The following is a 16,119-nucleotide window of genomic DNA, read 5'->3' on the forward strand; positions in this document are numbered from 1 at the left end:
TTTAAGCTGCTCGTTCGACTAAAGTGAGAATGTCATAAGTCGCTACAAGTTCATCACGTTGGTTTTTGACTTTGATATCCCAAACAACGACACCATGCGCTGGTTGTGAAAGATCTTTGTGCGGTTTAGGCGTTTTTTGTTTACATGTAAGTTCAACATGAATTGTATCACCAATTTTTACAGGCTCTACAAAACGTAAATTGTCCATACCGTAGTTCGCTATAACAGGGCCAGGCGCTGCATCAACAAATAATCCAGCAGCAGCTGAAACAATGAAATAACCATGTGCAACACGGTCACCAAACAACGAATTTGCTGCTGCAATTTTGTCCATATGCGCATAGAAGTGGTCACCACTCAAGCAAGCAAAATTCACAATATCTGCTTCAGTTACAGTTCGGCGTGCAGTAAGTAAGCGTTCACCAATGCGTAATTCATCAAATGATTTTTTAAATGGATGTACACGATCTTCAAAAACTTCAGAACCAATCGTCCAGCTATGACTAATTTGTGTCATTACACTAGGCGAACCTTGAATAGCAGTACGTTGCATATAGTGTTTTACAGCACGTAATCCACCGAGTTCTTCACCACCACCTGCACGTCCAGGACCACCATGTACTAAGTGCGGAAGTGGAGAGCCATGTCCTGTACTTTCTTTAGCACTTTCCGCATCTAAAATATGTACACGACCATGCCAAGGTGCGACTTTAGCAATGATTTGTTCGATATTTTGATCGGTATTTCGCATGACTGATGCGACCAAACTACCTTCGCCACGAGCAACGAGGGAAGCTAGTTCATCGATATTAGTATATGGCATTAAGGTTACAACTGGGCCAAATGCTTCAATTTGATGAATCGTTTGGGCTTGGCTAGGTTGTTTGCAAAGTAAAACAGTAGGTGGGTAAAATGCACTTTTTTCTACATTTTCAGTCTGAATTTCAAAGTCATGGCGTAGATGGCTACCGAAAACGATTTCCGCTTCTTGGCTAAGTTGTTCAACTTTTTCAGCGACATCATATTTTTGCTTAATACTTGCCAATGCCCCCATTGTGACATGTTCATGTTCAGGATTGCCAATAACAACTTTTTGCAGTTTTGCAATCAAACGGCTTTGCACAGTGTCGACTAACTTAGTTGGAATAAAAGCACGGCGAATCGCAGTACATTTTTGACCAGCTTTAGAAGTCATTTCTCGGAATATTTCACGAACAAATAAATCGATCGTTTCATCATTAGCATTTTCAGTCAGGATAGCACTATTGACTGAATCTGCCTCCATAGTGAATGGAATTGAGTATTGATTGAGATGTGGGTGTGCACGTAGTTTTTGACCTGTTGCAGCAGATCCTGTAAATGTGACAGTATCTTGTGGTGTTAAATACTCAAATAAATCATAGGTTTGTCCGCAAATTAATTGCAAAGCGCCTTCAGGTAAAAAACCACTTTGAAGGATGTCTTTAACAACAGCATGCGTCATTTCTGAGCCTTCAGTTGCTGGTTTTACAATACAAGGAACACCTGCTAGAAGCGTCGGAGCAATTTTTTCTAACATCCCCCAAATCGGGAAGTTAAAAGCATCGATATGGACTGCAACACCTGCTTTCGCACTCAGAATATGCTTTGCGCCAAAAGTACCGTTTTTAGATAAAGGAATCCAAGCATCTTCAATTAAAATCGTTTCATCGCTCAGTTCACGTCGAACCAAACTAGAATAAGCAAAAAGCGTTGCTATACCACCTTCAATATCGACCCATGCATCTTTACGTGTACAACCTGTAGCTTTAGAAAGAGCATAATAGTTTTCTTTACGTTCCAATAAATATTGTGCAACTTGTTTTAAGGCGTTGGCACGTTCGTGAAAGGTTAATGCTGCAATAGCAGAACCTTTTTGTTTTGCAAACTCGACAATAGCTTTGGTATCAATACCATGGCTACTTACTTCATAAATAGCTTCACCCGTTATCGCGTGATAGACCGTACGAAAATCCTGTTGTGCAATATAGTCTCGGCCGTTGACTAAAGAACTTAATTTTTTGAGTGCTGTGGCTGTGAACTGTTGGTTGGAATCTCGTTGTTCCGCAGTATTTACGTCAGTATCCAATTCAAGCATTGTTAAACTCCTTTTACGATACACTTTTTTAAAAAAATAGATTTTTATGTTTTGTAATTTGTTCCTTAAAATAGGAATTGTCAAATATTTTTTATCAAATATTGAAGATATGAAAATTTATTTTTATTTAAAATTTAATTAAAACAGTTGGTTGGTGATATTCTTGCAATAAATATTTATGATACTAAAAAATAATTATTGATTTTTATTTTGTATCGTTTTAATTTTAATGCATAGACACTTGGGATAAGTGAAGGACACCATGAAAAATCATCAGCAAGATTTTGATCAAGCTATCGAAAAGGATATTTCAATTGAAGCAAAAGATTGGATGCCAGATGCATATCGTAAAACACTGATTCGCCAAATTGGGCAACATGCACATTCAGAAGTTGTTGGAATGTTGCCTGAAGGGAATTGGATTACTCGTGCGCCTAGCTTGAAACGTAAAGCTGTATTACTTGCTAAAGTTCAAGATGAAGCGGGTCATGCATTGTATTTATACAGTGCGGCAGAAACTTTGGGTGCTGACCGTGATGAAATGATGGATAAGCTTATTGCAGGGCAAATGAAATACTCATCTATTTTCAATTATCCAACTTTAACTTGGGCGGATGTTGCTGCAATTGGTTGGTTGGTTGATGGTGCTGCAATCGTAAACCAAGTGGCTTTGTGTCGGACTTCTTATGGGCCTTATGCACGAGCTATGGTTCGAGTTTGTAAGGAGGAAAGTTTCCATCAGCGTCAAGGTTTTGAAGCCATGATGCAATTGGCGAATGGCACACCTGAGCAGAAACAGCTTGCTCAAGATGCAGTGAATCGTTTTTGGTGGCCTGCGCAAATGATGTTTGGTCCGAGTGATGATAATTCTCCTAATAGTGCGCAGAGCATGCAATGGAAAATTAAATTATTTAGTAATGATGCGTTGCGTCAGAAGTTTGTTGATAACACTGTGCCGCAAGTCTTGATGTTAGGTCTAACCGTACCAGATCCAGATTTACGTTTTAATGAAGAGACTGGGCACTATGAGTCTGGGGAAATCAATTGGGATGAATTTTTTGATGTTCTTGCAGGCAAAGGTCCGTGCAATCACGAGCGTATAGAAGCACGTCGTAAGGCATGGGATGGTGGAAAATGGGTACGTGATACGGCTGCTGTTTATGCGAGAAAGCAGCAAGAACAACAGATCAACAAAGTTGCTTAAGTCAGTATTTAACTCAAAATTTAAGGAAGGATATCTCATGGATAATAAAAATCATTGGTCATTATTTGAAGTTTTTGTACGCAGTAAACAGGGTTTAAGCCACCGTCATGTTGGAAGTTTACGTGCTCCAGATGCTGAAATTGCTTTGCAAAATGCACGTGATGTTTATACCCGTAGAAATGAAGGGATAAGCATTTGGGTTGTAAAATCTGAGTTGATTACATCGTCACAACCAGATGAAAAAGAAGAATTTTTTGAACCAGCGCAAGATAAGGTTTATCGCCATCCAACTTTCTATAATATTCCAAATGGCATTGAGCACATGTAAAGGGAGAGTGAAATGAGTAATTCAACATTTACACAGTTCCTATTACATTTGGGTGATAGTCAACTTATTTTATCGCATCGTTTGTCTGAGTGGTGTGGACATGCACCAGAGTTAGAGCTGGATATTGCTTTAGCCAATATCGGCCTAGATTTATTAGGGCAAGCACGGACTGTGTTGAGTCTTGCAGGTGAAGTTGAAGGTTTAGGACGTGATGAAGACCAATTGGCTTTCTTACGTACAGAACGTGAATATCGCAATTTGTTGTTATGTGAGCAACCTAACTGTGATTTTGCCCAGACTATTGTACGTCAATGGTTGGTTGATCATTACCATCATTTATTATTTGCTTCACTCATCAATAGTCAACATGAGAAGTTGGCAGCATTTGCACTCAAATCTTTGCGTGAAGTGAAGTATCACTTACGTTTTTCTACGACTTGGATGGAGCGCTTAAGTTTAGGTACTGTTGAAGCACATGAAAAGACACAACAGGGTTTAAATGAGTTATGGCGTTTTACGGCAGAACTTTTTGTTTTAACAGTAGATGAAAAGCAATTGGTTGAGCAAGGTTTAATTCCAGATATTGAGCAGTTAAAAGCAACGTGGCTTGAGCAAGTTTCTGCAGAATTACAGCGTTTTGAACTTCATTTACCTGAAACAGGTGCTTATCGCAGTGGTGCAAAACAAGGCTTACATACCGAACATTTGGGCTTCGTGTTGGCTGAACTGCAATATATGCAACGTACTTATCCAAATATGAATTGGTAAGTTCTGTTATTCACAAGGAGTGAACCACATGAATTTGATTCGACACTGTACCGAACAATGTTGGGATATTTTACAGCAAATCTCAGACCCTGAAATTCCAGTATTGTCTGTGGTGGATTTGGGCATGATTCGTGGTGTGGATTTGAATCAGCAAGATGAAATTGTGGTTCGACTCACACCGACATATAGCGGTTGTCCAGCAACCGACGTTTTAAAAGACGAGATCGAACAAGCTTTTACTAAACATGCATTAACTCCCGTTAAAGTGATTGTCGATTTATCAGAAGCTTGGACAACAGACTGGATGAGTCAAGATGGTAAAGACAAATTGAAAAAGTATGGTATTGCACCACCAAAAGGTGAAGCACATAGCTGTGGTACACATGTTGCACTATCTGATGGGATTGAGTGCCCACATTGTCATAGTCTACAAACCAAATTATTAAGCGAATTTAGTTCAACTGCATGCAAAGCTTTATACCAATGCCAAGACTGCTTAGAACCTTTTGACTACTTCAAATGTATTTAATTGAACAACTTAAATTGTACTTTGCGTTGTCAAAATGAGAGGGATTTTAACATGAGCCAATTTTTACCACTAAAAATAAAGTCGATTACGCCGCAAACTGAGCAGGCTATTTGTATCGCTTTTGATTTGACAACTGATCAACAGCAAAGTTTTCAATATCAACCAGGACAACATTTGACAATTCGTCATTTAACCGAAGATGGAGAAATTCGCCGTTGTTACTCAATTTGCAGTGATATTCAAGAAGATATCAGTATTGCGATTAAAAAAATTGATCAAGGGCAATTTTCAACATGGGCGAATGATAATTTAAAAGTAGGCGATCAATTAGAAGTCATGCCTCCACAAGGCATTTTTTTCCAAAAAGCAGCCAAAACTGGTGGTCAAAACTATTTAGGTTTTGCTGCGGGAAGTGGTATTACGCCTATTTTATCTATTGTTAAATCGGTGTTGTTGCAACAGGCTGATGCTAGTTTTACGTTAATTTACGGCAATCGTTCATGGAAACAAACCATGTTTTCTGAACAAATTATGGATTTGAAAGATCGTTTTAAAGAGCGTTTTCAGTTGGTTAATATTTTCTCACGGGAAATGAATGATAGTGCATTGTTCAATGGGCGTATTGACGCTGAAAAGCTGCATTTGTTATTTAAAGCTGATTTGATTAATACCAACGTAGATCATTGTTTTGCATGTGGTCCAGATGAAATGATGGAAGCGGTTGAAACAGTTCTACCTGAATTGGGAATCGCGCGTAATAAAATTCACACAGAACGCTTTAATACAGGTTCTGCGCCAAAAGCGACTGCAAAACAAATCGAAAGTCGTAATGAAGAAAAGGTCAATATTATTCTTGATGGTCGTGAATTAATTGTCGAAGTATCGAAACAAGATGACAGTATTTTAGATGCCGCTTTACGTGCAGGCGCAGATTTGCCATACGCATGTAAAGGCGGTGTTTGTGCGACCTGTAAATGTAAGGTCATTGAAGGTCAAGTTGAAATGGCGATTAACTATAGTCTTGAACCAGAAGAAATTGAAAAAGGATACGTACTGAGTTGCCAAGCTCTCCCAACTACAGCAAATGTCCGTTTGAGTTTTGACGAATAAATGCGACGGAGATAGGGAGATCGATCATGGATTACTTAAAAACGAGTTTAGTAAAAGTTGGTGTGATGCTCATTGAGTTGAATCGTCCTGAAAAACGAAATGCGCTCAATAATGCAACATTGCAAGAACTCGTAGACGTGTTGCATAGCATTGATTTGGATCTAGCCGTTAAAACGGTGGTTATTACAGGGAATACTCAATGCTTTGCCGCAGGTGCTGATTTAAATGAATTAGCACAATTAGATGTGGTATCTATCCAACAAGATCAGCGTCCTTTGTTGTGGAAAAAAATTGATGAGTTTTCTAAACCGATCATCATCGCTGTAAATGGTTTTGCACTCGGTGCTGGTTTTGAGTTGGCATTGCATGGTGACATTATTTTAACAGGTGAAAATGCTCAATTTGCATTGCCTGAAATTGGTTTAGGTATGCTTCCAGGAGCAGGCGGTACACAGCGTTTAGCTCGTTTGGTAGGACAGCAACTTGCCATGCGTTGGGCGATGACAGGAGAGTTAATCTCGGCTGAAATGGCGCAACAATATGGCATAAGTAGTCAAATTTGCCCAACAGCTTTAACTGTTGAATATGCTATTGAACTAGCGGGAAAAATTGCAAAACAAGCCCCACTGGCGATTCGCGTTATTAAACAATCATTGAAATCAATCCATGAAGTCACTTTAAGCCAAGGCTTGAAGCTCGAACGACAGCATTTTGTCTGGCTCGCTGCAACGCAAGATCGGCAAGAAGGCATTAATGCATTTTTAGAGAAAAGAAAACCAGAGTTTAGAGGTGTGTAATGGACTACCAAACAATTATTGCTGTAGAAAAAGATGCTGTTGGTTATTTAACTTTTAATCGACCAAAGCAACTGAACAGTTTCAATGAAGTGATGCATAAAGAAGTTTCACAAGTGTTGAAAGCATGGTCTAAAGATCAGAATATTCGTACTGTTGTTATTTCTGCTGAAGGTCGTGGTTTTTGTGCAGGTCAAGATTTGAATGATCGTGTGGTTGATCCAAATGCAGATGCACCAGATTTAGGTTTATCGATTGAAAAATATTATAACCCATTAATTAAATTGATTACTGAAATGCCAAAACCAGTGATTTGTGCGGTGAATGGTGTTGCAGCAGGTGCAGGTGCAAATATTGCGTTGGCTTGCGATATTGTATTAGCAGCAAAATCTGCAACATTTATTCAAGCATTTTGTCGCTTGGGTTTGGTTCCTGATTCTGGCGGTACATGGTTTTTACCACGTTTAGTTGGTCGTGCACAGGCAATGGGCTTGGCTCTATTAGGTGATAAAATACCAGCGGAGCAAGCAGTTCAACTCGGCATGATTTGGCGTACTGTAGATGATGAACAACTCAAAGTTGAAGCTGAGAAAATGGCGAGCCATTTGGCTAAACAACCAACCTATGGATTATCTTTGATTAAAAAAGCGATTCATGCATCTGCACATAATAATCTAGATGATCAATTGATTTTAGAACGTGATTTACAACGCTTAGCAGGTCGATCTAGTGACTATAAAGAAGGAGTACAAGCATTTATGCATAAACGTACTCCTGAATATAAAGGGTGCTAATCATGGAAAAACTCAATTTACAGCAGGCTACAGTTGCTGTCATTGGGGCAGGTACCATGGGAATGGGTATCGCTCAATTGGCTGCAATGCATGGACATCAAACGTTCATTTTTGATTTAGATAATAGCAAAGCTCAAGATGCTTTGGAGCAACTGACAGCACAATTAAATAAGCGTGTGCAAATAGCAAAAATGACACAACAGCAGTTGGAGAGCACACTTGGGAACTTGACCATTGTTGCTGATATTCAACAACTGGCACAAGCGAATTTAATTGTTGAAGCGATTGTAGAAAAGAAAGAAGTAAAACAAAATTTATTTCAAAAACTTGCTACGATCTGTTCTGAAACAACCATTTTTGCCTCGAATACTTCATCTATTTCAATTACAGCAATTGCTTCAGCGATTCCATTTCCAGAACGTGTTGTGGGTTTGCATTTTTTTAATCCTGCGCCTGTAATGAAACTGGTAGAGATCGTGCAAGGTTTGAAAACTTCCGCAAGTATAGCGAATGCATTATTTGAATTAATGAAGCAATGGAATAAAGTGCCAGTTAACGCAAAATCTACACCTGGTTTTATTGTGAATCGTGTTGCACGTCCATACTATGCGGAGGCTTTTAGGGCGCTACAAGAAAATGTAACTACAGTTGAGCAACTTGATTATATTTTTCGTGAATGTGGCCGCTTTGCCATGGGGCCATGCGAATTAACTGATTTAATTGGTCAAGATGTTAATTTCTCAGTAACACAAAGTGTGTATCAAGAATTTTTCTATGAACCGCGCTATCGCCCATCATTGATTCAAAAAGAACTTGTAGATGCAGGTTGTTATGGTCGTAAAAGTCAACAAGGCTTTTATGATTACCGTCAGGAACAGCGAACACCAATTTATGCAATACCTGAAATATCAAAACAAGATTCACTGAAAATTAGTCTGAAAATACATGATCATTCAGAAAAGTTTGTGGAACTTATTCAAAGATTCAAGCTTGAATCAGCAATTGATATTGCTTATATCGAAGCCAAACAAAATGCTGATTCAAAACAAAGTGTAATTCAAATTGAAGATGTTTATTTACGGTTCACTCAAGGCGAATCTGTTGAAATTGATTGTATAAATGAAAAAGTTATTTTAATGGATTGGCATGCAGATTGGCAGAAAGCTAAAGCTGTAGTTGTGACAGCTTCTCCTGCATGTAGCCAAAATGACTGCGATAAAGTAACGCAACTATTTTTAACATGTGGTATTCAGACGATTTGGACAAAAGACAATCCTGGACTTTATGTAACTCGTACAATCGCAATGCTCATCAATGAAGCATGTGAGGCGGTATTACATCATATTGCTACTGAACAAGATATTGATTCTGCGATGAAGTTTGGTGTGAATTATCCGCAGGGGCCTTTCCAATGGGCTGAACAAATTGGTTTTGATCATGTATTGACTACTTTGGAAAATCTATATCGGATATATGCTGAAGAACGTTATCGACCAAGTTTATATTTGAGAAAAAAAGCTGCAATTTTAGGATTGCCAGAAATAGCCAGTAGTGTTTTGAAGCAAGCAGGATAGGGAATACTCTTATGGATCAAGTTTTTATTTGTGATGCAATTCGTACACCGATTGGACGTTATGCAGGTGCTTTAAGTGGTATTCGTACAGACGATTTGGCTGCATTACCTATTCAATATTTTAAACAACAACATCCTGAGTTAGCATGGGATTTACTCGATGAAGTGATTTTGGGTTGTGCCAATCAAGCTGGTGAAGATAATCGTAATGTGGCACGTATGGCTTCATTGTTGGCTGGACTTCCAGACTCAGTCCCTGCAATTACTGTCAATCGTTTATGTGCATCTGGCTTAGACGCAATTGGCTTAGCATTTCGTTCAATTAAATCTGGCGAAGCGCAATTCATTTTGGCTGGTGGTGTAGAGTCGATGAGTCGTGCTCCATTTGTCCAGTCTAAACCTGAAACAGCATTCAGTCGTACACCGGCTATTTATGATACTACGATTGGTTGGCGTTTTATTAATCCAAAGTTTAAAGCAAATTTTGGTGTGGATAGCATGCCTGAAACTGCCGAAAATGTAGCTGAAAAATATAAGATTGGCCGTGCGGATCAGGATTTATTTGCATATCGAAGCCAACAAAAAACAGCAGTTGCTCAGCAAAACGGTATTTTTGCAGAAGAAATTTTACCTGTAGAAATAACAGATCGTAAAAAAAATGTGATTCGTATAACTGAAGATGAACATCCACGAGCGGATACTACACTTGAAGCATTGGCAAAATTAAAAACGCCATTTCGTAAAGAGAATGGTTCTGTTACGGCTGGTAATGCATCAGGCGTAAATGATGGTGCAGCATGTGTAATATTGGCAAACGAGACATTTGCAGCTGCAAATAAGTTACAACCTTTGGCTAAAATTATTGCAACAGCAAGTGCAGGCGTAGAAGCTAAATATATGGGTATAGGTCCTGTGCCCGCTGTAGAAAAAGTATTAAAGCTTGCTGGTTTAAGTTTAGATCAAATGGATATCATTGAATTGAATGAGGCCTTCGCTGCGCAGTCACTAGCTGTTATGCGAGAGCTTGGACTAGAAGATGACGATGCGCGGGTCAATCCAAATGGTGGTGCAATCGCATTGGGTCATCCGTTGGGTATGAGTGGTACACGTTTAGTGATCACAGCGATGAAAGAGTTAAAACGCCGTAAAGGAAAATATGCACTTTGTACAATGTGTGTGGGTGTTGGGCAAGGTGTTGCACTGATACTTGAAAATATTGATGTCTAAAAAGCTAGATTAGTCATTTAACCAAGGATATTAAGCTAACAACCAGAGGATGGTTGTTCAGGGAGTAAGCGCATGAATAACAATGCATTGGAACAAATCGAAACAGCATCACTTGATGAATTACGTCATGTACAATTGCAAAGAATGAAAAAAACTTTGCAACATGCATACCAAAATAGCCCTGTATATCGTAAAAAGTTTGATGACGCAGGCGTGCATCCAGATGATTTGAAAACTTTAGCGGATTTGGCAAAGTTTCCATTCACCACCAAAAAAGATTTAAGAGATAATTATCCTTTTGGCATGTTTGCAGTGCCTCAAGAGCAAATTGTACGTGTACATGCTTCTTCTGGAACAACAGGCCAACCGACTGTAGTCGGATATACGAAAAATGATATCCAAACTTGGTCAGATGTTGTTGCTCGTTCTTTACGTGCTGCTGGGTTATCAAGTAAAGATATTATCCAAGTATCATATGGTTATGGTTTGTTTACAGGTGGTTTAGGCGCTCATTATGGTGTTGAGCGTTTAGGTGCGACTGTTATTCCAATGTCTGGCGGTCAGACAGAAAAGCAAGTTCAATTAATTCAAGATTTTAAGCCTACTGCAATCATGGTGACACCATCTTATTGTTTAAATATTATTGAAGTACTTGAGAAAAAATTTGGTACTGCAAGAAATTGTTCAATTAAGACTGGTGTGTTTGGTGCAGAACCTTGGACCAATGAAATGCGTAAAGAAATTGAAGAGCGTTTAGGTATTGACGCATTAGATATTTACGGGCTTTCAGAAGTAATGGGGCCGGGTGTTGCAATGGAATGTCTCGAAAGTAAAGATGGACCGACCATTTGGGAAGACCATTTTTACCCTGAAATTATTCATCCAGAAACTGGCGAAGTATTGGCAGATGGTGAATTAGGTGAATTGGTATTTACCACTATTACTAAGGAAGGAATGCCAGTTATTCGTTATCGTACTCGTGATTTGACACGATTATTGCCTGGAACTGCACGACCAATGCGCAGAATGGACAAGATCGTTGGGCGTAGTGATGATATGATGATTATTCGTGGTGTGAATGTATTTCCATCACAAATTGAGGAGCAGATTTTACAAATCTCACAACTTTTGCCAAACTACGAAATTCATATATGTAAGCATGGTCATTTAGATACATTACATATTCGTACTGAGATGCGTAAAGATATTCCGCAAGATATGACGACACAATTAGCAAATCAATTAAAGAGTCGAATTAAAACTATGGTGGGAATTACCGTTGGTATAGAAATATTACCAGAAGGGCATTTGCCTCGTTCAGATGGTAAAGCTCAACGGGTTTTTGATATTCGTCAACCCGATCAGATAAACTCTAAGACAGCTTAAGCTGTTGAGATATTGTTGTAACTTATTATTTAAGGTCATCGTTAAACATTATGAATCCAAAATTAAAACAAGCAATTGATGATTTTATCGCGAATGAATCATTGAGTGGTACTTCGCTGATCATGACCGTTTTTGGTGATTGTATTTATCATCATGGTGGCATCATCAGTTTAGCAAGCTTGATCCAGTTAATGGATGTTTTTGGATTCAATGAGCGTTCAGTACGTACAGCAGTATTTCGTTTGGTGCAAAATGGTTGGCTGGTTTCTGAAAAAATAGGTCGCACGAGTTATTATCGAGTGACGGAAAGTAGCAGACAACGTTTTGTCCAAGCAGATGCGAAGATCTACAATTTCAACCATGTGGATTGGGATCAAAAGTGGGATTTGATTTTATTAAGTTCTTTAGATTTAGAAAATAAGTTGGTTTTAAAGAAAGAGTTGGAATGGATTGGTTTCGCAACGATTGCCAGCAATGTCATGGCATATCCTGGTTGTGATCATTTGAAATTGCAGAATTTATTGCTGAATTTAAATATGACCGACCAAGTTGTGATTTTTAAAGCGGAAGCGTTACAGCTTTGGCAAGAATCGTATCCAACAGTTAAACGTATGGTCGAAGCCAATTGGCCAATTCAGGAATTGCATTCACGTTATGAGAAGTTTATTCGAGATTTTCGTGAGTTTTTAAATTTAATTGAAAATACAGACGATTTAGATGCAGTACAAGCTTTTCAGCTACGTATTTTGTTGATTCATCAATTCCGTCGAATTTTGTTAAAAGATCCAGATCTACCATCAGAATTGTTACCTTCAAACTGGTTATCACTGAATGCAAGAAATTTAAGTAGTAATTTATACCAAATGGTGGCGAGTGCAGGTGAAGATTTCTTTATGGAAGTTGCACGTACATCTGAAGGTTCAATGCCACCAATACACCCTCAGTTTTATAAGCGTTTCGGTGGTTTAAAAATCGAAGAGTTAAGTTAGTTTTCTATATTTAATGGATTGAATTTTTAAGGATAATTTTAATGCCGTGCTATGCAATAGATCAGGTCGTTCCTGTTGTTAGTCCTCAAGCTTTTGTTCATCCTACAGCTGTTTTAATCGGTGATGTAATTGTCGAGGATGGTGTTTATATTGGACCTTTTGCGGCTTTAAGAGCTGATTTTGGTAGGATTCATATTCAGAAAAATGCCAATATTCAAGATTCTTGCGTTATTCATGGATTTCCAAACAGTGTCACTTTAGTTGAAGAGTATGGTCATATTGGACATGCTGCAATTTTACATGGTTGTGTGATTCGTAAAAATGTATTGGTTGGAATGAATAGCGTTATTTTAGATTTTGCTGAAATTGGTGAAAATAGCATTATTGGGGCAAATAGTTTAGTTAAAACTGAAGACCATATTCCAGCAAATGTTTTAGCTATAGGAAGTCCTGCGAAGGTTATCCGCTCTTTGACAGATAAAGAGCTTGAATGGAAAAATAAAGGTACTCAAGAATATATTTATTTAGTGGAGCGGTCTTTGACATCTATGCAGGAAGTTGAGCCATTAACGTATGAGATTGAAGGGCGTAAGACTTATAAGGACTTTCAAGCTGATCATAAAATAAAAGCGCATATTGAGTAAATTCACTTTTTATATTTAGACCGAACATTTAAATGGATAAATTCATATGTTTCGGTTTGAATCACGCCCGCAAGAAACGAAAGTTCTAAAGACTTTATATTAACCTGAGTTCGAGATAAGATATGTTCCCAACTATATGATACGCGGAAACGTCAGTCGCATAGTTCGAGGCATGAGGAATACATTCCGCAAGATCTGCAATATACTGTTTTTGCAATATATTAGGTACTTGATAATATTTGTCGAGTTGGCGACTGACAAATGGTTTTGCCTACTTTTCCCGAAAGCCTTGCGAGGTAATACCTCTCAGGTCGAACCGAAGGTTAATCCTTGCTTTTGACTTTAAACGGTAAGACTCCGTTGTGCTTGATCTATCTTTTCAATAACTTACATTAAAGTTTATCCCGAACTGACGTTATATTAACAATTCATTTTTGAGTTTTTTTGTGCAGGGAAGCTCATAAATCTTAATATTTTTACATTCATTTTAATTTTTATCATAAATAGGGTGATGTGATTTTCTATTAATATACTCGCTGATTTCGAGCTATGTATTTTCTATATATAATATCTCATAAGAAACTAATTTTTAAAATTTAATAATATTCCTCTAATTTAAATTATTTTAATTCATTGGCTTAGTATGAATTTTTGTTTTGGATTTTATTATTCAACACTATAGCCTAACCGTTGTAAAGTATATACATCTATTAACTCACTTTATTTTAGATTAAAGGCTTGCATCATCTGTATGAAGAACTAGGCAGCTTGACGATATGTATATTATAAATATAATTTTTAATTATTGACATTGAATAAAATGAAACTAAATCCCCATATACAGTGAGTTACTATATATGAGGGATAGAAGTGAATTTTAAATTTTAGGGAATTTACTTTCCTATGAATGGTGAGACTTTTTGTAAAGCTTCATCATCTGGTTTAAGCGAAATACCTGTACGGTCTTTAAATAAACAGATCGCAATAAATGCAATAATCGACATGATGGTAAGATAAGTGCTGACTAAAAATATACCGTTAGATTTAGTAATTAACGCTGCTGCTATTAATGGTGCAAATGCGCCACCCATAATTGATCCTATGGCATAGGTAATAGAAATACCTGAGAAGCGTATCGATGCAGGAAAAAGTTCAGAATAAAAAACAGCTTGAACGCCATAAGTAATTCCAATACCAGTAGATAACAATGCCAATGCCAGCATGATGTAAATATATTCACCCGTACTGATGAGTGGAAAGAGTGTTAATGCTGTTAAAACTTGAATCAGTGAGCCCAAAATATAGATTGGTTTTCGACCAAATTTGTCAGAAAGTACAGCTGAGAACCATGTGAAAAAAGTCCAAATAAGTGCAGAAATACTGACGAGAAATAAAATTGTTGGGCGATCTAAAGCCAAACCTTGAGGTTTTGTGGTGTAGCTTTGAATAAAGCCTCCAGCAGTCATATAACCAAGCGCTGTTGTGCCTGCAATCAGTAGTGCCGATGTAAACACAATTTTCTTATATTCTGAAAATAGAGTTTTTATTGGTTTTTGGGTGGTACCTTTAAGTTTAAGTTCTTCAAATACTGGGCTTTCTTCAACAGAGCGACGTATCCAGTAACCTAAACCAAATAACAGTATGCTAATTAAGAAGGGTATCTGCCATCCCCATTCAAGAAAAGCATCCCCTGGTGAAACATAGGCGGTCATTACGACTAAAACAATAGAAGCAATCAATAAACCTAGTGGTACACCTAACTGCGGGAACGCACTAAACATTCCTCGTTTATGCGTGGGTGCATGTTCAACAGCCATGAGTACTGCGCCGCCCCATTCACCGCCAGCAGAAATTCCTTGCATAATTCTGAGTAGAATGAGAATGATAGGGGCTGCAATCCCAATAGTATCGTAAGTCGGCAGTAAGCCAATGATCGTTGTCGTCCCACCCATCATAATTAATGTCATTGCGAGAACCGCTTTTCGACCGATTTTATCGCCAAAATAACCTGCAATAAATGCACCGAATGGTCGGAAAATAAAGCTGATACCTACAGATGCAAAGACCAATAGCGTAGCGAAAATAGGTCCTGCGGGTTTAAAAAATAATTGATTAAATACCAGACCTGCAACAGCCGCATAGATGAAATAGTCATACCACTCGATCGTGGTACCGACGATGGTTGCAAGTGCAATTTTTTTTGTGGTTTGTACGTCCTGATATGTAGCAGGGGCAGGTGAAATAATAGATTGTTCCATCTAAAAATTCCTTTAAGAATCGTCCTGATAAATTTCAACAGTGAATGTTGAGTGCCATCTCGATGTCATTTAACAACGTCCTGTTGATGAATGATTGATCACAAAATGATTATGTTTTAAATTTCAATTAAAAGATACACAAAAAATTAAAAAATAATTAAAAAGTATCATTAAAAATTTGTTAAAAAATTAATTAAATGTTTTTTACTATTTAAAACAATTATTTATTTTGTTTTGTAAAAATAAATATTGATATGAAATTATATTTGTATATAAATTAATGATATTGATTTTTTGGATTCTGAGTGTGATTAGTCAGAAATGTGCTTTAGAGGCAGTAAATGGTGTAGCTAAACACGCTGTTCTTAGTGACTAAAGTTAGATTTTGAAAGATTTCGT

General features: G+C 37.8%; 14 protein-coding genes. 12 read left to right on the top strand and 2 right to left on the bottom strand.

Annotated features, from left to right (window positions below):
- Nucleotide 1 precedes the first annotated feature (1 nt).
- Nucleotides 2–2,116 carry a phenylacetic acid degradation bifunctional protein PaaZ gene (gene paaZ / locus GGG_RS0100535; protein ID WP_010111188.1) on the bottom strand — a complete coding sequence of 705 codons (2,115 nt, stop codon included), beginning with the start codon at nt 2,114–2,116 and terminating at the stop codon, nt 2–4.
- A 262-nt stretch (nt 2,117–2,378) separates the two neighbouring features.
- Here paaZ and paaA point away from each other — a divergent pair, with 262 nt between their 5' ends.
- The 12 genes from paaA (at nt 2,379) to GGG_RS0100595 (ending at nt 13,462) form a co-directional block, all read left to right on the top strand.
- A complete protein-coding gene (gene paaA / locus GGG_RS0100540; protein WP_010111190.1) occupies nt 2,379–3,320 on the top strand; it encodes a 1,2-phenylacetyl-CoA epoxidase subunit PaaA in 942 nt (313 codons plus the stop codon).
- 37 nt (nt 3,321–3,357) lie between these two features.
- Complete coding sequence (gene paaB, locus GGG_RS0100545) at nt 3,358–3,648, top strand: 1,2-phenylacetyl-CoA epoxidase subunit PaaB (RefSeq protein ID WP_010111192.1); 291 nt, start codon at nt 3,358–3,360, stop codon at nt 3,646–3,648.
- 12 nt (nt 3,649–3,660) lie between these two features.
- A complete protein-coding gene (paaC, locus tag GGG_RS0100550) occupies nt 3,661–4,416 on the top strand; it encodes a 1,2-phenylacetyl-CoA epoxidase subunit PaaC (RefSeq protein WP_010111194.1) in 756 nt (251 codons plus the stop codon).
- Between the two features lie 28 nt (nt 4,417–4,444).
- Nucleotides 4,445–4,945, top strand: a complete 501-nt coding sequence (gene paaD / locus GGG_RS0100555; RefSeq protein ID WP_010111196.1) for a 1,2-phenylacetyl-CoA epoxidase subunit PaaD — start codon at nt 4,445–4,447, stop codon at nt 4,943–4,945.
- 51 nt (nt 4,946–4,996) lie between these two features.
- On the top strand, nt 4,997–6,055 hold the full coding sequence (paaE, locus tag GGG_RS0100560; RefSeq protein ID WP_010111198.1) for a 1,2-phenylacetyl-CoA epoxidase subunit PaaE: 1,059 nt from the start codon (nt 4,997–4,999) through the stop codon (nt 6,053–6,055).
- A 26-nt stretch (nt 6,056–6,081) separates the two neighbouring features.
- A complete protein-coding gene (locus GGG_RS0100565) occupies nt 6,082–6,852 on the top strand; it encodes an enoyl-CoA hydratase-related protein (RefSeq protein ID WP_010111199.1) in 771 nt (256 codons plus the stop codon).
- The gene (paaG, locus tag GGG_RS0100570; protein ID WP_010111201.1) at nt 6,852–7,643 is read left to right on the top strand and encodes a 2-(1,2-epoxy-1,2-dihydrophenyl)acetyl-CoA isomerase PaaG; all 792 of its coding nucleotides are present in this window, start codon (nt 6,852–6,854) and stop codon (nt 7,641–7,643) included. The genes GGG_RS0100565 and paaG overlap by 1 nt, the downstream gene beginning before the upstream one ends.
- A gap of 2 nt (nt 7,644–7,645) precedes the next feature.
- Nucleotides 7,646–9,217 carry a 3-hydroxyacyl-CoA dehydrogenase gene (locus tag GGG_RS0100575; RefSeq protein ID WP_010111203.1) on the top strand — a complete coding sequence of 524 codons (1,572 nt, stop codon included), beginning with the start codon at nt 7,646–7,648 and terminating at the stop codon, nt 9,215–9,217.
- Nucleotides 9,218–9,228: 11 nt separating this feature from the next.
- Nucleotides 9,229–10,443 (top strand): 3-oxoadipyl-CoA thiolase, encoded by a 1,215-nt coding sequence (gene pcaF / locus GGG_RS0100580; protein ID WP_010111205.1) that lies wholly within the window; start codon nt 9,229–9,231, stop codon nt 10,441–10,443.
- A gap of 72 nt (nt 10,444–10,515) precedes the next feature.
- Complete coding sequence (gene paaK / locus GGG_RS0100585) at nt 10,516–11,829, top strand: phenylacetate--CoA ligase PaaK (protein ID WP_010111207.1); 1,314 nt, start codon at nt 10,516–10,518, stop codon at nt 11,827–11,829.
- A 50-nt stretch (nt 11,830–11,879) separates the two neighbouring features.
- Nucleotides 11,880–12,818 (top strand): phenylacetic acid degradation operon negative regulatory protein PaaX, encoded by a 939-nt coding sequence (paaX, locus tag GGG_RS0100590; RefSeq protein ID WP_010111208.1) that lies wholly within the window; start codon nt 11,880–11,882, stop codon nt 12,816–12,818.
- Nucleotides 12,819–12,859: 41 nt separating this feature from the next.
- Nucleotides 12,860–13,462, top strand: a complete 603-nt coding sequence (locus tag GGG_RS0100595) for a carbonic anhydrase (protein ID WP_010111209.1) — start codon at nt 12,860–12,862, stop codon at nt 13,460–13,462.
- 893 nt (nt 13,463–14,355) lie between these two features.
- On the opposite strand, the gene GGG_RS0100600 is transcribed toward GGG_RS0100595, so the two are convergent.
- Complete coding sequence (locus GGG_RS0100600) at nt 14,356–15,720, bottom strand: MFS transporter (RefSeq protein ID WP_010111210.1); 1,365 nt, start codon at nt 15,718–15,720, stop codon at nt 14,356–14,358.
- Nucleotides 15,721–16,119: the final 399 nt, after the last annotated feature.

It is taken from the genome of Acinetobacter sp. P8-3-8 (assembly GCF_000214135.1).
Classification (GTDB): Bacteria; Pseudomonadota; Gammaproteobacteria; order Pseudomonadales; family Moraxellaceae; genus Acinetobacter.